Genomic DNA, 21,313 nt, shown 5'->3' on the forward strand with positions numbered 1-21,313 from the left:
GTGGTGAGGCAATGCAAGAATGATGCGGTGACTTCAGCCGGACCGGGACGCCCTCGCAGCCAACAGCCCTCCAGGCCAGGGGCCACAGCCCGGGACGAAATCCTTGACGCAGCCGCTGAGCTGTTCACCACGCAGGGGTTCGCCACCACGTCCACGCGGTCCATAGCGGATGCGGTGGGAATCAGGCAGTCCTCGCTCTACCACCACTTCAAGACCAAGGACGACATCCTTGAGGACCTGTTGGAGGGCACCGTCCTGGCAGGGCTGGAGTTTGCCCGGGCGGTGGCCGCCCTGCCGCCAGCCGAAGGGGAGGCAGCAAGCCGCCTTCACGCCGTCGCCCTCTACGACGGAACGCAACTGTGCAGCGCCCGCTGGAACCTCGGAATTCTTTACCACCTGCCCGAAGCGCGCAGCGGCCGCTTTACCCGGTTCCTGGCCGACCGGCAGGAACTGCGCAACCTGTACCGGGAGCTGGGCGCGGGCCTGTCCCCCGCCGTGACAGCGGCCAGCTGGCAGTCCAGCCCGGGAGACCTGGCGTTCCGCCTGGTGGAATCGCTGATCAATCTCCGGGCGGACGGCATGGCAACCCCCGAATCGCCGCTGCAGGCTGCGGACGCGGGACTGATCCTGTGCGGGCTGGCCGCTGACCTGCCCGCCATCCGGGAACAGGGCGCGGCGCTCATCGCACGCCTCGGCTGACCGCCGCCGGCTGCGGCTGCTGTTCTCCCGGAGCGCAGCGTGGTGCCTGCAATCAGGTTGCTCAGCTAGGCTCGGAACATGACGCGTGAGAACATCAGGACCCCCGACGGCGGCACGCTGGAGCTCTTCTCCACGGGTGCCGAACTCGCTTCCGCCGGTTCGGGCGTTGTTATTGTCCCGCCTTCCATGGTGACCGCTGCGGATTACACCAGATTCGCGCAGAAGCTGAGCGCGGCGCTGGGCCGGCCGGTGCACACTTTCAACAGGCGCGGCCGCGGTTCGTCGTCGCCCCAGCCCGAGGATTACACGCTGGACGTGGACATCCGCGATCTGCAGACGGTCATGAAACATACGTCCAGCACGGACGTGTTCGGCCACAGCTTCGGCGGTGCCGTTGCGCTGCACGCAGCCCGGACGCTGCCCGTTGAACGGCTGGCCGTGTACGATCCCGCCGTCTCCGTGAACCACAGCGTCAAGGCGGACTGGACGGCGGAGTACGAGCGTGCCGCCGCTGCCGGCGACGACGACCGCGCCCTGGCCGTGCTGCAGCGCGGTCTTGAAGCCGGCGGCGCGTTTTCGTCCCGCATGCCGCTCTCCATGCTGACACTGGCCAACAAGCTGACCGCCGGCACCTCGGAGGGCAAGCAGCAGCGGGAGATGATGCGCACTGGCGTCCGCGAGATCAAGGCGATCATCGCCGCGGACATGCCTGCCGAGCCGTTCCTGGCGCTGCCGCTGGAGACACTGATTGTGGTGGGCGAGAAGAGCCCGGCCTACTTCGGCATTGCCTGCGGCCAGATCCACGACGTGCTCTCCGGCTCCAGCTACACCATCCTCCCCGGCTACGGCCACGACGGCGTCATCAAGGCCCCGGACAGGCTGATCAAAGAGCTGGCTGACTTCTACGCCGGCTGACCCCAAGTAAGTAGCAGCAGATGTTGTTTTGACGGCTCATTCCGACATCTGCTGCTACCTGGTTGGGCTAGTGGGCCGCGTGGGCCGGGACGGCACCTTCGGTCTTGCGCATCATGGCGGAGAGGACGACGGCGGCAAGGGAGATCACGGTTGCCGTCAGGAAGGCGGCGCTCATCCCCGCAACGAGTCCCGACGCCGCGGACACCACGGCGAAGATGGACACCAGCAGCGCGGTGCCGGCGGCACCGGCCACCTGCTGGGTGGTGCTCATGATGGCCGAGCCGTGGGAGTACAGGTGCGGCGGCAGCGGGTTCAGGCCGGTGGTGAACGCCGGGGTGAACAGCAGCGCCAGGCCGAAGCTCAGCCCCACGTGCAGGGTGACGATCCACGCTACGGCCGTGCCGGCGTCGAGCATTGAAAACTGCCAGAGGGACAGCACCATCAGGACGGACCCGGAGACGGTGAGCGGCAGCGGCCCCACTTTGTCGAACAGGCGGCCGATGACCGGGCCCAGCAGGCCCATGGCCAGCCCGCCGGGGAGCAGCGCGAGGCCGGTTTCGAGCGAACCCAGGCCGCGGACCTCCTGCAGGTAGAGCGGGAGCAGGATGACGCCGCCAAACAGGGCCATCATGGCCACCACCATCAGCAGCACGGAGACCGTGAACATCCGGAAGTTGAACGCGCGGAGGTCCAGCAGCGGGGCTTCGGCCTTTTGGAGCCGCACCTGCCGAAGGACGAAGACAGCGAGGCTGGCCACGCCGATCACCAGGGCGGCAACGGCCGTGGTTCCCGGGCCGGCCTGGCCGCCGTGGCCGCCGCCGATCTGGCTGAGTCCGTAGACGAGTCCGCCGAAGGCGGGCACGGTGAGGACCACGGACAGCGCATCGAGCCTGGTTCGTTCCGTTTCGCCGATGTTGGTCAGGTATTTTGCGCCGATCGCCAGGGCCGCAAGGGCAACGGGAAGGACGAACACGAACATGAAGCGCCATGTGAAGTGCTCGAGGATCAGCCCGGAGACGGTGGGCCCCATGGCAGGAGCGACGGAGATGGCGATGCTGACGTTGCCCATCACGGCGCCGCGTTTGGCGAGCGGGACAAGGGTGAGGATGGTGGTCATCAGCAGCGGCAGCATGATCGCGGTGCCGCCTGCCTGGATGATGCGGGCAAGCAGCAACAGCTCAAACCCGGGGGCCACGGCGGCGAGCGCAGTACCACTGGCAAACAGGCCCATGGCCAGCATAAAGACGGCGCGGGTGGACAGGCTTTGCAGGATGAACCCGGTGGTGGGGATGACCACGGCCATGGTGAGCATGAAGCCGGTGGAGAGCCACTGGACGGTGGGCGCGTCCACCTGCAGGTCCACCATGAGCCGCTGCAGGGCAACGTTCATGATGGTCTCGTTGAGGATTACCACGAACGTTGCCACCAGCAGCGTGCTGATGATGGTCACCGATTCGCGGGACATCTTCTCCGGCGCGGCGGGCCTGGTTCCTTCGGTATTGACGGACTGGCCGCTTGCGTTCGGCGAGACTTCGGTAGACATGGGTGTTCCCTCAGGGCGTGATTTGAGTGGTGCGCGGGGATGGCCGCTGCAGATGCCAACACTCTACCGGTTGGACTAATTCCCGGAACCGGAACATTTCTCAAACCCTGAGGGAACACATGGGGGCTGCGCTGCCAGGCAGCCTCCGGCGGTTCTAGGCTGTCTGGCCGGCGTGCCGGCCTTCCGAGATTTCCTCTACCAGCTTGCTGTTGAAAGCGGGGAGGTCGTCAGGGTTGCGGCTGGTCACCAGTCCCTGGTCCACCACCACTTCCTCATCGGACCAGTTGGCGCCTGCGTTCTTCAGGTCAGTGGCCAGGGTGTGGTAGGACGTGACGTTCCTCCCCGTCAGTACACCGGCTTCGATCAGGAGCCAGGGTCCGTGGCAGATGGAAGCCACCGGCTTGTGCTGCTCGAAGAAGCTCCGGGTGAAGCTCTGGGCGTCCTTGTCCACGCGAAGATGGTCGGCGTTGACGACGCCGCCGGGAAGGACCAGGGCGTCGTAGTCGGAGGCATTTGCCTCCGCAGCGGTGAGGTCGACGTCGAAGGTGTCACCTTTTTCAGTGCCGTTGTACCCCTGCAGCTTTCCGCTCTTGGGTGCCACCAGGGTGGGCTGGCCGCCGGCGTCCTTCACTGCCTGCCAGGGACTGGTGAGCTCAACCTGCTCCACGCCGTCCGTCAGCAGGAATGCGACCTTCTTGCCTGCGATGCTGTGTTCTGACATTTTTCCTCCTGGCCTGGGCCGGGCCGGCACCTGGTTACTGGCGCCGGCCGCGGCCCGAGAGTTTTGCTTGCCGGACAGCTTCCAGCCTAGGAAGAAGAAAAGTGATAAGCAAGCTGACTATTCCTGCTGGCCTCCCCTATTTGACGGACCCGGCCGTCAGTCCACCCACAATGAACTTCTGCAGGTAGAGGAACAGGAGGAGCACCGGCAGCGCAATCATCACCGAGCCGGCAGCGAAGACGCCAAGATTATTGCTGCGGTCGCCTGCGATGATGCCGAACATACCGACCGCCAGTGTCTTGACGCCGTTGTCCGTCAGGAAGATGCTCGCCAGGATGTACTCGCCAATAACGGCAACGAACGCCAGCAGTCCGGTCACGGCCAGCACCGGTGTGATCAGCGGGAGGATCACGCTGGTGAACGTCAGGAAGTGTCCCGCCCCGTCGATCCGTGCCGCCTCGTCGAGCTCATGCGGAATGGAATCGAAGAAGCCCTTGATGAGCCACACCTGCCCCAGCGCCCCGCCCATGAGCACCAGCGCATAACCGGCCAGGGTGTTCAGCCCGATGGCGGGCACCACCTCACCGAACTTCGCGATCATCAGGAACAGGGCCACGATGGCCAGGAACTGCGGGAACATCTGGACCAGCAGCAGCGCCAGCAGGCCGCCGCGGCGCCCGTAGAAGCGGAAGCGGGAGAACGCGTAGGCTGCAAGCGTGCTCAGCAGGACCTGCGCCACGGAAACCACAGTGCAAAGGACCAGCGTGTTCAGGTACCAGGTTCCATACGGCCCCTTGGAGCCTCCCAGCAGGGTCTCGAAGTTGACCAGGCTGAACGTGGTGGGAATCAGTTCCGTGGTGGCCACGCTGCCCAGCGGGTTGAACGCCGCGGAAATGATGTAGAGCACGGGGAACCCGGCAAAGGCGACGCCCGCCAGGCCCACCAAGTGACGCCAGCCCACTTCCCGCCACCACCGCCTGCCGCGGGGCAGCTCAAGCCCGTCCTTGCGGACCAGCATGTTGGTCCGGCGGGATGGTGCGCCTTTTTCTGCCGGTGCTTCCGTGAGCAGATTGGTCATCGCACATCCTCCAAGGCTTTGGTGTAACGGAACTGGATGCCTGCGAGCACTGCCGTGACAATGAACAGGACTACGGAGATTGCCGAGGCGAAACCGAACTCGGCGCCGGCACCGCCGAACGCGATGCGGTAAGCGCCGCTGATCAGGATGTCGGTGGCGCCGATCTGTCCGCCGCCGGCAGGGAAGGGACCGCCTCCGGTGACCAGCTGGATGACGTTGAAGTTGTTGAAGTTGAATGCGAACGAGGACACCAGCAGCGGCGCAACGGCCACCAGCAGCAGCGGGAACTGGACCTTGGTGAAGGTGGTCCAGGAGCTGGCGCCGTCGATTTTTGCCGCCTCTGCGATGTCCTGCGGCAGCGCCTGCAGCGCACCTGTGGCAATCAGGAACATGTAGGGGAAGCCCACCCAAAGATTGGTCAGCAGCACGGCCACCTTGGCCAGGAAAGGGTCGCCCAGCCAGTCGATCTTGGCTCCGCCGAGCATTGAATTGATGAGCCCGAAGTCCTTGTTGTAGAAGCTCTGCCACACGATGAAGGAGATGAACACCGGGATGGCGTAGGGAACGATGATGACGGCCCGGTAGAGCTTGAGTCCGCGGATGCGGGGGTCGTTGAGGGCGCTGGCGAGGAGGAGTCCGACGACGAAGGTGGTGGCCACCGAGCCGACGGCGAAGACGAGCGTCCACACAAAGGAGCCCAGGAGGGCGTCCCGGACTTGGGGGTCGGTGAAGAGCCGGACGTAGTTGGCGAAGCCGACGTTCTTTTCCCAGCTCTGGTCGAATCCCTTGCTGCCGTTCGCGTCCGCGAAGTATTCCCGGTCGCCGAACTGCTGGACGGTGAAGACCTTCCCGGAAACCGAATCGGTGATGCTGTCCGTTCCGGCGTCGTAGGTCAGTGTCTGGACGCCCTCAAAGGCACGGTTGATGCCCTGGGCGCGGATGGCGCCCTTGTCCGTGGGAACAGTCAGTCCGCTGATCTTCGCCCCGGCGGCGTTGACTTCCTTGCCGGTGAGGATCTGGTAGCCGTCCGCAGCGCGGACGTAGCCGCCGTCGACCGTCACGTCCTCCCCGGCAAGGGGGCGCAGGCCCTGTCCGTCACCGGCAAAAACATCGTTCGACGGCGTCTCCACCAGGAAGAACGTGAAGGGGCCATCGGCGGCAGACCCTTCGGTGCCCACCGTGAGGTTGAAGGTCCTGGATTCGGGCAGTTGGGTCACGGAATTCCGGACGATGGTGGATACCGCATCCTCCTTGGACCCGCGGGTTCCGTCGCCCGAGTTGGTGAAGGAAAGCTGCACGGTGGAAAGAATCGGCAGGAGGACGAAGACCGTGAGGAGGAGGGTGCCCGGCAGCAGGTACTTCAGCGGAACCAGGCGTTTGGTGGAATATACGGCCAGGAGCCCGGCCGCGCCGGCCCACAGTCCGATGAGCATGGCCCACTCGCCGCCGGCAATCAGCAGTGGCGTCAGGGAGACGGCAGCCCCCAGCACGGCGCCGAGCCCAAGGATCTTGGCCAGCAGCGCGGGGACCGACGCGGTGGAGCCCAGCGAAAGTCCGGGCCCCACCGCCTTCCCCGAGGAATTCTTGATTCGGGTGGTCATCGCCGGTGTTACTTCAGCGCACCGGCGATTGTCTGGCCGGCCTGCTCCATGGTGGCCGCCGGGTCTGCGCCACCGGCAATGGCAGCTTCTGCCTGGCCCAGCGGGGCCCACACGGCAGCCATCTGGGGCAGCGAAGGCATGGGGATGCCTGCAGCCGCGGCATCGGCGGCGATCTTGGTGTCCGGGTCGGTCTGCGCCACTTCCTCTACCAGGGATGCGATCGCCGGCGGGATGCGGACTGCCTCGTACAGCGCGCGCTGGGTTTCCTTCTGCGATGCGGCCGTCTGGACGAAGGTTTCGGCGAAGGACTTGTTCTTGCCCTTGGACGCAACGTAGAACGACTGCACGCCGGTGAAGGGCTGGGCGGGCTGCATGCCGGCGAAGCCCGGAACGGCGCTCAGTCCGTAGTCAATCCCGGCTTTCTTCACGTCGCCAAGAGCCCAGGGGCCGTTCACCATGAAGGCTGTCTTGCCCTGATTGAACAGCGCAATGGAGTTGTCGGCGCTGACGGAGCTGCTGAGGACCTTGGAGCCCTTTTCGCCCAGTTCAGAGATCTTTTGCGCAGCTGCGATGGAGCCCTCCTTGCCAACCCCGAGGTCAGCGGTGTCGAAGCTGCCATCGGCCTTCTTGCCGAAGAGGTAGCCACCGGCTGAGGAGTAGAGGGGCTGCATGAAGTAGGCGTCACCCTTGGGGCCCACCTGCAGGTTCAGCGCCCGTTCAGCGGTCCCGGCGGCAACAGCGGCATTGCCGGCGGTGAGCAGCTCCTCGAAGGAAGCGGGCGCCTCGGGTGCAAGGGCCTTGTTGCGGATGAGCACCAGGGATTCCACGGAAGCGGGCATGCCGTAGGTCTGGCCGTTGTAGGTGACAGCGTCCGTGGCGACAGGCAGGAGGTCCGCCTTCTGCTCAGCCGTGATCTGGACGGGATCGATGGCGCCGTTCTGGACCAGGTTGCCGATCCAGTCGTGGGCTCCCATCACAATGTCCGGGCCGTTGCCTGAAGCGTTCGCCGTGACGAAGTTGGTCTGCAGTTCGGTGGCCACGGTCTGGACTTCCACCGTGATGCCGTTCTCCTCGCCGAATTTGTCCGCGATGGGCTGCAGCGCCTGGACCACGGGGCCGTTGGCCCAGATGACGAGGTCGGCGTCCCCGCGTGCGGGTGCCTCGCCGGAGGAGGCGGGGGCAGCTGCGGCGCTTTCGGATGCGGCGCCTGATGCGCCGCCTGCCGGGGCCTGCCCGCCGGAGCAGCCTGAGGCGAGAAGCATCAGGGAGACGGCGGCCGCCGTCGTGAGTGAAAGCCTGGCCTTGCGGACCAAGGGCTTGGTAAGAGCTGTGCGCACCGATGCGCCTCCTTCATGAATTGGGCAACTGCCCGGTGTAAGAAATGCCCGCCCTGGGAGATATCGGCTGTCAGGTGCCAACCCTGGCGGTGAGACAAGTCACAACTGTAAGCGATTCCATTGAGAACGTCCACACGGTTAGCGAATTAACGATTTCCTTGCCATTGCTGGATGGAAGCTGTTCCATTTTTTGCGTAAAGACCGCTAGCATAACCGGATGACCAACACACTCATGCTTGACGAGTCCGACGTCTCCGCCCTCCAACTGGTGCCGGTCCACCCCGCCGACCAAGGTACGGAGTGGTGGCGGTCCTCGGTGATTTACCAGATCTACCCCCGTTCGTTCCGGGACCTCAACGGCGACGGCGAAGGCGACCTGCCCGGCATCACGGCCGAGCTGCACCAGCTGGCGGCGCTGGACGTCGATGCCGTGTGGCTCTCACCCTTCTACGTTTCGCCGCAGCGGGACGGCGGATATGACGTCGCCGACTACTGCGACGTCGATCCCGTCTTCGGGACCCTGGACGACTTCGACGCGCTGGTGGCCCGCGCGGATTCGCTGGGCATCCGGGTGATCATCGACCTCGTGCCGAACCACTGCTCCTCCGACCACGCCCTGTTCCAGGCCGCACTCCAGGCAGGGCCGGGAAGCCCTGAACGGGAGATGTTCATCTTCCGGGACGGCCGCGGGGAATCCGGGGAGCTCCCGCCCAACAACTGGCAGTCGCACTTCGGCGGCCCGGCCTGGACCCGCATCACCGAACCCAGCGGCGAACCCGGGCAGTGGTACGTGCACCTTTTCGATTCATCCCAGCCTGACTTCAACTGGGACAACCCTGCCGTGCACGCCGAGTTCGAACGCGTCCTGCGCTTCTGGCTCCAGCGGGGTGTTGCCGGCTTCCGGGTGGACGTGGCGCACGCCCTGGTCAAGGCCGACGGACTCCCGGACTGGCACGGACGGCCCGACGGCGTCAGCACCGACGACTTCCCGGGGCACCTTGCGCCGATGTTCGGGCAGCCGCAAATCCATGACATCTACCGCAGGTGGCGCGAGGTCCTGGCCGAGTTCGACGGCGACCGCATCCTTTGCGCCGAAGCGAGCATCGATCCCCTGTCCCGGCTGACCAACTGGGTCCTGCCGGACCAGATGCATCAGGCGTTCAACTTCGCCTACCTTGGCACCCCGTGGGACCCGGCCCGGCTGCGTGCCGTGATCGAGAGCTCGCTGCGGATGTTCGATTCGGTCGGGGCACCCACCACCTGGGTCCTTTCAAATCACGACGTCGTCCGGCACGCAACGCGCTTCGGCATCGTGGAGCCTGCGGCCCGCCCCGGCGACGGCCTGGGCGCCGAGGATGTCCAGCCTGACGCGGAGCTGGGCCTGCGACGGGCCGCCGCGGCCTCGATGCTCATGCTCGCCCTGCCCGGTGGCGTGTACCTGTACCAGGGCGAAGAGCTGGGCATGCCCGATCACACCACCATGGACCACGCGTTCCGCCAGGACCCCTCGTTCCGGCGCACCGCGGGAGAACGCATCGGCCGGGACGGCTGCAGGGTGCCCCTGCCCTGGGAGGCGAACGCCCCGGCATTCGGCTTCAACAGCACAGGCGAGTCCTGGCTGCCGCAGCCGGAGGAATGGGCCGCGCTGTCGCGAGACGTGCAGGACCGGGACGAGTCCTCCGTCCTGTCGCTGTACCGCCGGGCCCTGGGGCTCCGCCGCGACCTGAAGCTTGGCGCCGGTTCCCTGGACTGGCTTGAAGGCTCCTCAGCCTCGGACTGCGTGACGTTCGTGAACAACGGAGTCCTGGTGATGATGAACATGGGTGAGGCGCCGGTTGACCTGCCCGGCCTGGAGATCCTGCTCAGCACGGATGGGGACGCTACCGCCCAGCGTAAACTGGGTCCTGCGCAGTGCATCTGGCTGCGCATGGGGCCAAGCGGAGCATCAGAGGGTCAGTGGCAGGAATCAGGGATGTAGCACGTTTGGCGGGTGTTTCGCAGGCGACGGCGTCGCGGGCTTTGAGCGGGAAGGGCAGTGTGTCCGCCCGGGCAAGGGAGGCCGTGACTGCCGCCGCCAGCGAACTCGGCTTTGTCATGTCCTACCACGCCTCCAGCCTGGCGAGCGGGCGCAGCCACAACATTGGAGTGGTCCTCCCCTTCGTCAACAGGTGGTACTTCGCCACGCTGCTCGAGGGCGCCAATTCAGCCCTGATGGACGCCGGCTACGACCTCACCCTCTACGACTTCCAGGGCGACCGCTACCGGGAATCGGTGCTGGGGGACTTCCTCCTGCGCAAGCGGCTCGACGGCGTCCTGGCCGTCTCACTCCAGCTCAACGCCCATGAGACCGAACAGATCCTGGCCGCCGGGATTCCGGTGGTGGGCGTGGGCGGTCCGCTGCCGGACATCCCTACCCTCCGGATCGATGACGTGGAGGTGGGCCGCCGGGCCACCAACCACCTGATCAGCCTGGGGCACTCACGGGTGGCGCACCTCGGCGGCGAGCACGAATACGGCAGGAACTTCGAGATCTCCAGCGGCCGCCGCGCCGGATACGAGGAAGCGATGGCGGCGGCAGGCCTGCCCCTGCGCGAGGCGTGGTCCCTCATTTCCGACTACTCGGCGAACGATGCGTACAAGGAGACAAAGCAGCTGCTGGCGGATGCCGAGGAACGGCCCACCGCCATCTTCTGCGCCTCCGACGAGATGGCCTTTGGCGCAATGCTGGCAGCCCGCGACCTCGGGTTGCGGATCCCCGAGGAGCTGTCCGTCATTGGGGTGGACGGCCACGAAATGGGCGAAATCCTGGGACTGACCACCATCGACCAGTTTCCGCGAAACCAGGGCACCCGGGCCGTAGAACGCCTGCTGGCGCTGGTGCAGGACGACGGCCAGGCCGCCGCTGGGCCGGCGGATGAACTGATGGAGACCCGGCTGCTGGTCCGCCATAGCACCTCCGCGCCCCGCATCCCCGCCGGGCATTCCGGCTCCTGAACAGCGCTGGTTTCCAGGCAGCGGCTGCCTGAGCGGCCTGCGGTCAGCTGGTGTGGTGCCCGATCAGCCAGACCGCCATCTGCCGGGCGCGTTCGGCGGCCAGCGCGTCACCTTCCACGGCCTGGATGATCGAACCTTTCATGAGGATATGCCAGGAACGGGCAAAGTCCCCGGGGCTCTGGAGCCCGGCTTCCTCCGCCAGGGCCTGCACATGGCCGCGGATCTTTGCCAGGTAATCGATGCTGGCCCGCCCCAGCGGATGGGCCGGACCCATCTCCAGCATGACCCTCACAAACGAACAGGCCTCGAAGTCCTCCCGCCGGAACCAGTCCCCGAAGACGTCGAAAATGGCCAGCAGCTGCTCCTGGGGAGTGCTGCCCCGGCGGCGCGCCTCGGAGAGGATCCCGTCTATCGTCCACTGCTTGTCCCGCTGCTCCAGGAATGCGAACACCAGGGAATCCTTTGACGGAAAATGGCGGTAGAACGTGGCTTTGGCAACCCCGGACCGCTCGATGAGCTCGTTGACGCCCACGTCCCGCACGCCCCGCGTGGAGAACAGATCGTAGGCAACGGCCAGGATCCTGTCCACCGAATGGGGAGGACCGGATTCCGCCACCGCGGCCGCCTGGGGGTATGCGGCGACTTCTGGGTCTGTGGCAACTTCTGGGACTGTGGCAACCTCGTGGATTGCCGGGACCTTCGCCTCTGGATTCATCGCGATTTCAGTCTACTCCCGGGGGGAGACAGACCGGTCTTCCCCCCTGTAATGTTTCCCGTAGCGCAGTGCTTCGACGCCGTGGAGGCCCCCACACAGGCCCTTCGGACTGGTGCAAGGAGGCCCCGATGTCAGCAGAGCGGATGTTCCAGAGCGTTCCCTCAGACCCTGATCCCTGGATGGCCGAAGTCACCCCGTCCGAGATCCGGGAATTCGCCATTGAGTCGCTCCGATGGCAGGCCCAGGAAATCATTGATGAAGTCCTCCGCAGCCGCGAACCCGGTGAGGAGCTCGCCAGGGCACGCCTGCGCCGCTGCGTCGCCAAGCACCCCGGCAGGCCGGAGCGCGCGCTGCTCGAACAACTGATGATCAACCGGGAAGAGCCCTGCATCTAGCGGCCTGGCCTCAGGAACTCAGCGGTGCGTTGTCGATCAGCCGCACCGGCCCCACTTTGGCGGCGATGAGCGCCAGGGCTTCACCGCTGAACGGCGTCTCCCGGCAGTTCTCGGCAAGCGGCTCCAGGGTGTCCGGGTCCACCACGTCGAAGTAGTCCAGCGCCACCAGCGGCTGGGACTCCACCAGGGCCCGGGCTGAGTCAAGGTCCAGCGGCTGCCGGGCGTTCGCGCGTTCCTCCAGCAGCCGGAGGGCCCGGGACAGCACCAGGGCCGCCTCCCGCTCTTCGTCCGACAGAAAGCGGTTGCGGCTGGACAGTGCCAGCCCGTCAACGGCACGCACCGTGGGCACCCCCACGATCTCCACCGGGAAGTTGAGGTCCGCCACCATGCGCCGGACAAGGGCAAGCTGCTGCGCGTCCTTCTGGCCGAAGTACGCCCGGTAGGCAGGCAGCCCTCCCGGAGCAGGCCCGGCGGCGGGCAGGCCCGCGGCGGGCAACCCGTAGTGGAGCAGCTTGGCCACCACCGTCAGGGCGCCGTCAAAATGGCCCGGCCGGGAGGCCCCCTCCCATTTTTCCCCGAGCCGGCCCGAGGTGACCCGCACCAGCGGTTCCCCGCCAGGGTAGACCTCCTCCACCGACGGCGCGAAGGCCAGGTCCACGCCCTGGTCTTCCAGCAGTGCGAGGTCGGCCTCCAGCGTTCGCGGGTAGCGGCCCAGGTCCACGGCGTCGCCGAACTGCAGCGGGTTGACGAAGATGGTGGCCACCACAACGTCGTTCTGTTCGACGGCGGCACGCGCCAGGGCGGCATGGCCCTCGTGGAGTGCGCCCATGGTGGGCACCAGCCCCTGCGATGTTCCCTGCCTGGCGCCCAACAGCCGGGCGCCTTCGGTGCGAAGCTCAGCCACCGTGGTGGCAAGTTTAATGGGCATCGTCAGTCCTCCTGAGGATCGAGGGCGTGGCGCAGCCCCTCCAGCTGGTCCGGCTTCAGAAGTCCGCGACCCTCTGCACGCAGGGCGGTGGCGCGGGCCATGGCAAGGTAGGCGGCCAGTACATCGCCGTGCCCGCCGCCGTCGAACTCCCGCAGCGCCTCCGCGTGCGCCGCGACGGTGCCAACGTCACCGCGCGCTACCGGACCGGTCAGGGCTGACTCGCCGGACGCCAGCGCGTTCTCCAGGGTGGCCCGCAGGAGCGGGCCCAGCATGCGTTCGGGCAGTTCCACTCCCACCGAGCGCAGCAGCTCGGACGACTGGGCAACAAGGGTGACCAGGTGGTTGGAGCCGTGCGCCAGGGCTGCGTGGTACAGCGTCCGGTCCGCCTCGGCGATGGCCACCGGTTCCGCGCCCATTTCCACCACCAGTGCCTGGGCGATGGGAAGCATGGCGGCATCTGCCGTCACGCCGAAGGTGCAGTCCAGCAGCCGGGTCAGGTCCAGGCTCATTCCGGTGAACGTCATGGCGGGGTGCAGCGCCAGCGGTACGGCACCGGCGGCGCGGACCGGGTGCAGGACGCCCACGCCGAACCGGCCGGAGGTGTGGGCAACCAGCTGGCCCGGCTGCCAGGCGCCCAGCTTTGCGAGCCCGTCCACCAGTCCCGGGAGGGCGTCGTCGGGCACAGCAAGCAGGACCAGTTCCGCCCGCTCCACGATCTCCTGCACTTCAAGGACGGGCACACCGGGGAGCAGCGTTTCCGCGCGCTCACGGCTCGCTTCGGACACCGCCGAAACTCCGACGACGGCGTGTTCAGCGGCGCGCAGGGCGGCACCAAGGACCGCCCCCACCTTGCCCGCGCCGATGACTCCGACGCCGAGGCGTCCGGGCTTAGCCATGCTGCCCGCCTTCCTGTTGTTGTGGGGTGTGGGATTCCAGGGGCCCGGCCACTGGCTGGGGGCCGGCGCCGCCAGCCCCAATGGCCGATGCTTCCGGAACCACCTGCCGGAGCCACTGTTCCGTAGTTTGCCGCTTCCTGGCCAGCCGGGCACGGGCAGACTGTTCGTCGAACAGGGCCAGCGCCGTATCCCGGCCGGCCTGGACCAGGCGCGGCACAACGGGGCCGGGGGTGGTGTGCAGAATCAGGTCGGCTACCCCGAACCGGCGTGCCAGCGGGCCTTGGTGCAGGGCCATGGACTGCGTGCGCTGGTGCGGAACCACCACAAGCTGCCGCCACCACCGACCTGAACGGAGCAGCAGGGCGGTGTCCGTGGCGGCAAACCCGTTCCGCCGCCAGCCCAGCGGGGCGAGCCAGCGGGCCCTTGGCGGAGTGCTGACGAATCCGCCGTCGGAATCCAAACCCGTGAGCCCCGCGCCAAAGACGGCCGCTGGCTGCGGGGTGCCGGGGTCAGGCAGCACCAGGGCAAGCATTGCCATCACGTCCGCCAGCGTGCCGACGGGCAGGAGTGTGGTCCGGGCGGAGCCCTCGCCGGCGTTTTCCACCACTCCGTAGCCGGCCACGTTGACCTGCATCCGGTACCAGCCGAGCGGGCGCCAGAGCGGCGGCTGGCTGACCTTCAGGGCCTGGATGCGCCCCGGCGGCAGGGTTTGAGCCTGGGTGTCCAGCAGGCCGTAGCGCAGCCGGATGCCGTCCGGGGAGATTGCCGCGGTGAAGTTGTACCCCTTGTTGAATAGCCCCCAGTAGCTGGCGGCCAGGCCCAGGGCAGCCGGAATGAGGTAGAGGTAGAACGTCTGGCTGTCCGTGGCGGCGGCGAGCACCACGGACGCAATGCCGCCAAGCACCACGAAAAAGCTCTGCTCGCTGAGCAGCAGGGAACCCACGAGGCGCTGCGGCGGCACCGACAGTATCTGGTATTCCGGCGCCTCGGGTGAGGGTTCCTCCGGATGGGCCGGGTTAATGGGCACCCCTGCGGCACGGGCCAGGATGGTGGCGCGGAGCTGCCGGGCCTCGTCGATCTTCAGGTAGGCCAGCCGCACCGCCGACTCTCCTGCGTCGGCCACCTCGAACTTCAGCTCGGCGAGGCCGAAAATCCGGGCCAGCAGCGGCTGCTCGATGTCGATGGCTTGGACGCGGTCCAGCCGCGCCTGGCGCTGCTGCCGGAACAGGAACCCGGTGTTGACCCGGACGTAGCCGCCGGACACTTGGTACTTGGTGAAGTACCAGGTGAGGAGGAAGCCCAGCACCGAGACCAGCAGCACCATGGCGCCGCCCGCCAGCAGCCAGGACGCCCGGCCGGCGACTTCTTCCTCGAAGACCGGCCGGCCCTGCAGCGAGCGTTCAAAGATGTCACGGCCAAAGAAAAAACCTATGGCGGCCAGGGCCACCCAGCCGCGGACAAAGGGCGACGCCGGGTGCACACGCAGCCACTCGCCGTCGGACGCGCTGCCTGGCTGGGATGCACTGGCTGGCTGGGGTGCGCTGCCTGGCTGGGGTGCATTGGTGGGCTGGGGTGTATCGCCTGGCTGGGGTGCAGCCGCGGCGCCGCCCACACCAGGGAAGGGGGCGGGACGCGGTTCCTCCGCGGTCACAGCCCTGCCAGCCTGGCTTCGCCCCGTGCCGCCAGCTGCTCTCGGAGTCGGGCACCTTCTGCGGCGGGCAGGCCCGGGATCTGGGCGTTGGTGCCGGGTGACGCTGTGTGGAGTTTGAGGGTGCACAGGCCCAGGGACCGCTCCACCGGGCCCACGCCGATGTCCACGTACTGCATGCGCCCATAAGGGACGGCCATGGTGCGCTGGAAGAAGATGCCGGTCCTGATCAGGAGGTCGTCGTCCCGTTCGGCGTATCCGATGGCACGGACCTGCCGCGGGATGAGTGCCAGTTTCCAGAGGGCCGCCACCAAAGCCACGGCGGGTACGGTGGCTGCCAGCCACAGCGGCGGCCAGGCCCACACGCCCGCGAGGACAAGCACCAGCGGAAGGGACAGGACCAGCACGGCGGCCAGGTTGCCCAGGGCCCACTGCACCACCCTGGCGGTGACGTATTTCGGTGAGACGCGCTGCCAGGTGATGCCTGGCGGATCAATCGCCCCGGTATGCATATTCGCCTTCCCCGGAGGCTTCACCGTGCACGGCGCGGCCCGGTTTTCCCTCGATCCCCTTGGTGTCGCCGTCTTCCGGCGGGATCTTGCAGAACCGCTCCACCAGCAGGCCCACCACGATCATCACCAGTCCCCCGCCGGCCATGGCAAGCGCCAGCCAGGTGATGCCCTGGTTGCTGCGCAGGCTCCAGATGCGGAGCTGGTCCAGGAAGATGCCCACGTGCCAGCCCAGCAGCACCGTTCCGGCGTAGGCGCAGGCCTGGGCCAGGACCAGGGTCCGGGCGGCGAGGAGCGGATCAAGCACGGGCCTTTTCCTGGGTCCCGCTTTGGTACCCTTGCTGGCGCCGTTGGCGTCGAGGCTGTTGCGCCACTTCAGCACGCGGATGCCCAGGATCAGGGTGATGGCCACGATCACGCCCATGGTGGCCAGGGCGGTGGCCGGGAGGACGGGGGTGGACATGCCGAACCGGCTGGTCACCACGGTGGCGGACCAGCCCGCCACGGCCAGGATGAAACCGATCAGCAGGAGGCGCAGCGGATTGATGGGTTTCATCGTTCTTCCACCGCTCCGGCGGTGGGTACGCCGTCGAAGTCGCCGAAGCCGTCGAACGGGGCGAGGTCGCCAAAGTCGTCAGCCCGCGCGGCCAGTGCGCTGATCCGTTCGCCGTCCAGGGTGGCGGCCGGCTCGATGAGCGACCACGGGTAGAGCACAAAAGCGCGGACGGCGGCCCGGGGGTGGGGCAATGTCAGGGAGGGGTCGTCGCTGCGGAGGTCGCCGTAGGTGATGATGTCGACGTCGAGCGTCCGCGGCCCCCAGCGCACCTCCCGCACGCGGTGGTGCTTGTTCTCCACGGCCTGGCAGTGTTCCAGCAGTTCGTGCGGGGACAGGCTGGTTTCCACCGTAATGACCATATTGAGGAAATCCGGCTGGTTGGGGGGACCGCCCACGGCCTTCGTCTGCACAACCGGGGACACGGCGAGCAGCCGCACCTCCGGCGGGTCTACGAGGTCTGCCACAGCCTCGGAAAGGGTGTCATTGCGCTCACCCAGGTTGCTGCCGAGCGCCAGGACCGCCTTGGTATAGCCGCCGTTCATGGCCCCTCCCCCTGGGCTTGCTGTCCCCCAGCGCGCTTTTCACCATCGCGGCGGGCACGGTGGACGCTGACCGCCACGTCGCCGAAGGGAACCTCAATGGGAGCCTGCGGCTTGTGGACGGTAATGTCCACGGCCGCCAGCCCGAACTCGTCCAGCAGGCCGTCCGCGATCCGCACTGCCAGGGCTTCGATCAGGTTCAGCGGCTCGCCGGAGATCCATTGGGTAATACGCTGGGCCACCTCGCCGTAGTGGGCAGTGTCCTGGACGTCGTCGGATTCTGCCGCCTTGGCAAAGTCCAGGTACAGCACTGCGTCCACAACAAAAGGCTGGCCCTCGCGGCGTTCAAAATCAAACACGCCGTGATGGCCCACGGCCGTCACACCAGTCAGCGTAATCCTGTCCATGGGGCGCGGCTTAGCTGCGGGCGCGGGGTGCGGCCATGCGCGCGGCAACCTTGACGGCGTCAAGGCTGGGGCCGACGTCGTGCACGCGGACCGCCCAGGCGCCGCGGTAGGCGCTGATGGCAGTGATGGCGGCTGTGGCGCCGTCGCGCTCCTCCGGGGCCGCGGACTTGCCGGCCACCGTGAGCAGGGTGCCGAGGAACCGCTTACGGGAGGCCCCCACCAGGACGCGGTGGCCCAGGCTGTCCAGCTGGTCCAGGTTCTGCAGGAGCTCCCAGTTCTGGGCGTCGTTCTTGGCGAATCCCAGACCCGGGTCCACGATGATCTGTTCCGCGGCGACGCCGGCGGCATACAGTTTGTCCCGCACCCCCGCGAGTTCGGCCACCACTTCGCCCGCCACGTCCTTGTAGTCGGCGAGCGAATTCATGGTGCGTGCGTCCCCGCGGCGGTGGGTGAGGATGTAGGGGACCTTGGCAGCGGCCACGAACTCGGCCATTTCCGGTTCGATGCTGAGCCCCGAGATGTCATTGACAATGGCAGCACCGGCTTCCACCGCGGCTGCGGCCGTGGAGGCGTGCGTGGTGTCGATGCTGACGAGCGCTCCGGCCTTCACCAGGGCCTGGATGACGGGGATGACGCGCTGCTGCTCTTCCTCCGGGGTGACGTCCTCGGCGCCGGGCCGGGTGGATTCACCGCCGACATCGATGATGTCCGCACCTGCGTAGAACATCCGGAGCCCTGCCGCGATGGCGGTGTCCGCCGTGGCGTGCCGGCCACCGTCGCTGAAGGAATCCGGGGTGACATTCAGGATGCCCATGACCAGCGTGCGGTCCGTGGGGAGGTCTTCGAACCGTGCGGCCGGGCGCGGTTTGCGAAGGATGGGCAGTGGCGATGTTGCGGGGCCGGTTCCCGGCGCTGCAGCTAGTGAGTCCATGGTCTGATGGTTTACCTTCCGAGGATGAGGCTCATGGCTTCGGCGCGGGTGGCCGGGTCATGAAGCTGCCCGCGGACCGCGCTGGTGACGGTCTTCGCTCCGGGCTTGCGGATACCGCGCATTGACATGCACATGTGTTCGCATTCAACAACGACGATGGCGCCACGGGGTTTGAGGTAGCGCACCAACGCCTCGACGATCTCAGTGGTGAGCCGCTCCTGGACCTGCGGGCGGCGGGCATAGATGTCCACGAGCCGGGCGAGCTTGCTCAGGCCCGTCACCTTGCCCTCATGCGAGGGGATGTACCCCACGTGGGCCACCCCGTGGAACGGCACCAGGTGGTGCTCGCAGGTGGAATAGAAGGGGATGTCCTTGACCAGGACAAGTTCCTCATGGTCAAGGTCGAAGGTGGTGGACAGGACGTCCGCGGGATCGTGGTGCAGCCCGGCGAACACCTCGGCGTAGGCCTTGGCCACCCGCTTGGGGGTGTCAATGAGGCCGCCGCGGTCCGGGTCCTCTCCAATGGCCAGGAGAATCTCACGGACGGCCGCCTCGATCCGGGGCCGGTCCACCTTGTGGTGCTTTGAGTGGTGGGATCCGCCCTCCGCCGGGTATCCGGCGGAGGCGGGAACGTCGTCGTCGTCGAAGTGGGTCACGTAGAAAGCTTAGCCGCGAAGGGTGTCCGGGCCTGCGTCGGTGACGCCGCCCTGGAATGGAGCATCCTCGGGAACACCCTGCGGGTGCGGCGGCCGGGCGTCGAGCGGCTCATCCAGGCGCGCCTGCTTGGCTTCCTCCTGGGCCTCGCGCTCAGCCCGCTCCTGGCGGGACTCCACCGGGCCCGCCATTTGGACCGGACGGGACTCCTTGGACAGCCACACCTCGCGGAAATCGCGCTTGCGGATATCGCGGAAGATGTCGGCAATCTCGGCCTGGTTCAGCGTTTCGCGCTCCAGCAGTTCAAGCGCCAGCCGGTCCAGGACGTCGCGGTTCTCGGTGAGGATGGCGTAGGCCTCGTCGTGGGCCTGGTCAATGAGCCGGCGCACTTCCTCGTCCACCACGTAGGCGATCTGGTCGGAGTAGTTGCGCTCGTGCCCGGCGTCGCGGCCCAGGAAGGGCTCTCCGCCGCCCTGGCCCAGGCGGACTGCGCCGACGCGTTCGCTCATGCCGTACTCGGTGACCATCTTGCGTGCGGTGCCGGTGGCCTTTTCGATGTCGTTGGACGCGCCGGTGGAGGGGTCGTGGAACACGATTTCTTCCGCCACCCTGCCGCCCATGGCGTAGGCCATCTGGTCCAGCAGTTCGTTGCGGGTCACGGAGTACTTGTCGTTGTCCGGGACCACCATGGTGTAGCCCAGGGCGCGGCCGCGGGGCAGGATGGTGATCTTGGTGACCGGGGCGGAGTTCCGCAGCGCTGCCGCCACCAGGGCGTGGCCGCCCTCGTGGTACGCGGTGATCTTGCGCTCATGCTCCTTCATCACGCGGCTGCGCTTCTGGGGGCCGGCCATGACGCGGTCGATGGCTTCATCCAGGGCGCGGTCATCGATGAGGTTCGCGTTGGAGCGCGCGGTGAGCAGCGCTGCCTCGTTCAGGACGTTGGCCAGGTCTGCGCCGGTGTATCCGGGGGTCTTCTTGGCCACGGCCTTGAGGTCCACACCGGGCGCCATCGGCTTGCCCTTTGAGTGGACCTGCAGGATCTGGTCGCGGCCGATCAGGTCCGGCGCTTCCACGCCGATCTGCCGGTCGAAACGCCCGGGGCGGAGCAGCGCGGGGTCCAGCACGTCCGGGCGGTTGGTGGCGGCGATGAGGATGACGTTGGTCTTAACGTCGAATCCGTCCATCTCCACCAGGAGCTGGTTGAGGGTTTGCTCGCGTTCGTCGTTGCCGCCGCCGATGCCGGCACCGCGGTGGCGGCCGACGGCGTCGATCTCGTCCACGAAGATGATGGCCGGGGAGTTGGCCTTGGCCTGCTCGAAGAGGTCGCGGACACGGGAGGCACCCACACCAACGAACATCTCCACGAAGTCCGAGCCGGAGATGGAGAAGAACGGGACGCCGGCCTCGCCTGCGACGGCGCGGGCAAGGAGGGTCTTGCCGGTGCCCGGAGGGCCGTACAGCAGCACGCCCTTGGGGATCTTGGCGCCAACGGCCTGGAACTTGGCGGGCTCCTGGAGGAATTCCTTGATCTCCTGGAGTTCTTCCACGGCTTCGTCGGATCCTGCGACGTCGGCGAAGGTCACCTGCGGCATGTCCTTGCTGACCATCTTGGCCTTGGACTTGCCGAACTGCATGATCTTGGAGCCGCCGCCCTGCATGCGGGTCATTAGGAACCAGAAGAGGGCGCCGAGGAGGATGACGGGAATCAGGAGGGAGAGCAGGCCGGAGAACCAGTTACTCTCAATCGGCTGGTCCGTGTAGCCCTGGGCCGGTTTGGAGGCAGTGACGGCCTTGACTACATCCAGGGCGCGGGCGTCCACGAAGTAGAACTGGACGCTCTTGCCCTTGTCCTGCCCGTCCAGCTGCAGGTTGTCCTTCAAAGTCAGGTCAACGCGGTTTTCGCCGTCGAAGATCTTGGCCTGCTCCACCTGGTCCCCGGAGAGCAGTTCAAGGCCCTTGTCCGTGTCAATCCGTGCCGCACCACCAGGGGCAAGCGTTGCAAAGGCCACCAGGAGCAGACCGACCACGACGACGATCCAGATGCCCGGGCCTTTGAAGAAGTTCTTAGCTTTCATCTGTTCGGGGGCTAACCCCGTCCCTTCTGGTAGTGCTGCACGGCGAGTAGTCTGCGCGCGTGATGGTGCTGCGTCAGCTTCTAGCTATACACCGTCCGGAGTAGATCACGCATGATGGACGGCAAAAGTTCCCTGTGGGCGTAGCGCTGCCAGGACGGCCGAGGCCTGCCCC

Annotated in this window: 21 protein-coding genes; 5 read left to right on the forward strand and 16 right to left on the reverse strand. The window is 67.0% G+C overall.

Annotation, left to right across the window (positions count from 1 at the left end):
- Positions 1 to 27 precede the first annotated feature (27 nt).
- Both WHH00_RS17310 and WHH00_RS17315 read left to right on the forward strand, forming a co-directional pair.
- The gene (locus tag WHH00_RS17310) at positions 28 to 699 is read left to right on the forward strand and encodes a TetR/AcrR family transcriptional regulator (RefSeq protein WP_406634711.1); all 672 of its coding nucleotides are present in this window, start codon (positions 28 to 30) and stop codon (positions 697 to 699) included.
- 78 nt (positions 700 to 777) lie between these two features.
- Positions 778 to 1,614: an alpha/beta fold hydrolase gene (locus WHH00_RS17315; protein ID WP_406634713.1), complete on the forward strand. Its 837-nt coding sequence runs from the start codon at positions 778 to 780 to the stop codon at positions 1,612 to 1,614.
- Between the two features lie 67 nt (positions 1,615 to 1,681).
- Here the strand turns inward: WHH00_RS17315 and WHH00_RS17320 are convergent, their stop codons facing one another.
- The 5 genes from WHH00_RS17320 to WHH00_RS17340 form a co-directional block, all read right to left on the reverse strand.
- On the reverse strand, positions 1,682 to 3,157 hold the full coding sequence (locus tag WHH00_RS17320) for a DHA2 family efflux MFS transporter permease subunit (RefSeq protein WP_406634715.1): 1,476 nt from the start codon (positions 3,155 to 3,157) through the stop codon (positions 1,682 to 1,684).
- 154 nt (positions 3,158 to 3,311) lie between these two features.
- Positions 3,312 to 3,878, reverse strand: a complete 567-nt coding sequence (locus tag WHH00_RS17325; protein ID WP_406634717.1) for a type 1 glutamine amidotransferase domain-containing protein — start codon at positions 3,876 to 3,878, stop codon at positions 3,312 to 3,314.
- A gap of 136 nt (positions 3,879 to 4,014) precedes the next feature.
- Positions 4,015 to 4,956 carry a sugar ABC transporter permease gene (locus WHH00_RS17330; protein WP_406634719.1) on the reverse strand — a complete coding sequence of 314 codons (942 nt, stop codon included), beginning with the start codon at positions 4,954 to 4,956 and terminating at the stop codon, positions 4,015 to 4,017.
- Complete coding sequence (locus WHH00_RS17335) at positions 4,953 to 6,557, reverse strand: ABC transporter permease subunit (protein WP_406634721.1); 1,605 nt, start codon at positions 6,555 to 6,557, stop codon at positions 4,953 to 4,955. The genes WHH00_RS17330 and WHH00_RS17335 overlap by 4 nt, the downstream gene beginning before the upstream one ends.
- Before the next feature lie 8 nt (positions 6,558 to 6,565).
- On the reverse strand, positions 6,566 to 7,894 hold the full coding sequence (locus WHH00_RS17340; protein WP_406634724.1) for an extracellular solute-binding protein: 1,329 nt from the start codon (positions 7,892 to 7,894) through the stop codon (positions 6,566 to 6,568).
- A 217-nt stretch (positions 7,895 to 8,111) separates the two neighbouring features.
- On the opposite strand from WHH00_RS17340, the gene WHH00_RS17345 reads away from it, so the two are divergent.
- Both WHH00_RS17345 and WHH00_RS17350 read left to right on the forward strand, forming a co-directional pair.
- Positions 8,112 to 9,872, forward strand: coding sequence for an alpha-amylase family glycosyl hydrolase (locus WHH00_RS17345; RefSeq protein ID WP_406634726.1), 1,761 nt, complete (start codon positions 8,112 to 8,114; stop codon positions 9,870 to 9,872).
- Positions 9,851 to 10,888 carry a LacI family DNA-binding transcriptional regulator gene (locus tag WHH00_RS17350; protein ID WP_406634728.1) on the forward strand — a complete coding sequence of 346 codons (1,038 nt, stop codon included), beginning with the start codon at positions 9,851 to 9,853 and terminating at the stop codon, positions 10,886 to 10,888. The genes WHH00_RS17345 and WHH00_RS17350 overlap by 22 nt, the downstream gene beginning before the upstream one ends.
- Positions 10,889 to 10,931: 43 nt before the next feature.
- Here the strand turns inward: WHH00_RS17350 and WHH00_RS17355 are convergent, their stop codons facing one another.
- Positions 10,932 to 11,603 (reverse strand): TetR/AcrR family transcriptional regulator, encoded by a 672-nt coding sequence (locus WHH00_RS17355; protein ID WP_406634730.1) that lies wholly within the window; start codon positions 11,601 to 11,603, stop codon positions 10,932 to 10,934.
- Positions 11,604 to 11,731: 128 nt separating this feature from the next.
- Between WHH00_RS17355 and WHH00_RS17360 the strand changes: the two genes are divergently transcribed.
- Positions 11,732 to 11,998, forward strand: coding sequence for a hypothetical protein (locus tag WHH00_RS17360; protein WP_406634732.1), 267 nt, complete (start codon positions 11,732 to 11,734; stop codon positions 11,996 to 11,998).
- A 10-nt stretch (positions 11,999 to 12,008) separates the two neighbouring features.
- Here the strand turns inward: WHH00_RS17360 and panC are convergent, their stop codons facing one another.
- From panC to ftsH, 10 genes are read right to left on the reverse strand one after another with little or no spacing between them, the layout of a single operon-like run.
- Entirely contained in the window at positions 12,009 to 12,926 is a 918-nt protein-coding gene (panC, locus tag WHH00_RS17365) for a pantoate--beta-alanine ligase (protein ID WP_406634734.1), read from the reverse strand.
- A gap of 2 nt (positions 12,927 to 12,928) precedes the next feature.
- Positions 12,929 to 13,822: a Rossmann-like and DUF2520 domain-containing protein gene (locus WHH00_RS17370; protein ID WP_406634736.1), complete on the reverse strand. Its 894-nt coding sequence runs from the start codon at positions 13,820 to 13,822 to the stop codon at positions 12,929 to 12,931.
- Positions 13,815 to 15,434 carry a PH domain-containing protein gene (locus WHH00_RS17375; RefSeq protein ID WP_406638661.1) on the reverse strand — a complete coding sequence of 540 codons (1,620 nt, stop codon included), beginning with the start codon at positions 15,432 to 15,434 and terminating at the stop codon, positions 13,815 to 13,817. Before WHH00_RS17375 ends, WHH00_RS17370 begins: the two co-directional genes overlap by 8 nt.
- Before the next feature lie 35 nt (positions 15,435 to 15,469).
- Positions 15,470 to 15,982, reverse strand: coding sequence for a PH domain-containing protein (locus tag WHH00_RS17380; RefSeq protein ID WP_406634738.1), 513 nt, complete (start codon positions 15,980 to 15,982; stop codon positions 15,470 to 15,472).
- Positions 15,963 to 16,535, reverse strand: a complete 573-nt coding sequence (locus tag WHH00_RS17385) for a DUF3180 domain-containing protein (protein ID WP_231455725.1) — start codon at positions 16,533 to 16,535, stop codon at positions 15,963 to 15,965. The genes WHH00_RS17380 and WHH00_RS17385 overlap by 20 nt, the downstream gene beginning before the upstream one ends.
- Complete coding sequence (folK, locus tag WHH00_RS17390) at positions 16,532 to 17,077, reverse strand: 2-amino-4-hydroxy-6-hydroxymethyldihydropteridine diphosphokinase (protein ID WP_406634740.1); 546 nt, start codon at positions 17,075 to 17,077, stop codon at positions 16,532 to 16,534. The genes WHH00_RS17385 and folK overlap by 4 nt, the downstream gene beginning before the upstream one ends.
- Positions 17,074 to 17,481, reverse strand: a complete 408-nt coding sequence (folB, locus tag WHH00_RS17395) for a dihydroneopterin aldolase (RefSeq protein WP_406634742.1) — start codon at positions 17,479 to 17,481, stop codon at positions 17,074 to 17,076. Before folB ends, folK begins: the two co-directional genes overlap by 4 nt.
- Before the next feature lie 10 nt (positions 17,482 to 17,491).
- Entirely contained in the window at positions 17,492 to 18,412 is a 921-nt protein-coding gene (gene folP, locus WHH00_RS17400; protein WP_406634744.1) for a dihydropteroate synthase, read from the reverse strand.
- An 11-nt stretch (positions 18,413 to 18,423) separates the two neighbouring features.
- Positions 18,424 to 19,068 (reverse strand): GTP cyclohydrolase I FolE, encoded by a 645-nt coding sequence (folE, locus tag WHH00_RS17405; protein ID WP_231457894.1) that lies wholly within the window; start codon positions 19,066 to 19,068, stop codon positions 18,424 to 18,426.
- 9 nt (positions 19,069 to 19,077) lie between these two features.
- Positions 19,078 to 21,141 (reverse strand): ATP-dependent zinc metalloprotease FtsH, encoded by a 2,064-nt coding sequence (ftsH, locus tag WHH00_RS17410; RefSeq protein ID WP_406634747.1) that lies wholly within the window; start codon positions 21,139 to 21,141, stop codon positions 19,078 to 19,080.
- Positions 21,142 to 21,313 lie beyond the last annotated feature (172 nt).

Source organism: Pseudarthrobacter quantipunctorum (assembly GCF_045291495.1).
Taxonomy (GTDB): domain Bacteria; phylum Actinomycetota; class Actinomycetes; order Actinomycetales; family Micrococcaceae; genus Arthrobacter; species Arthrobacter quantipunctorum.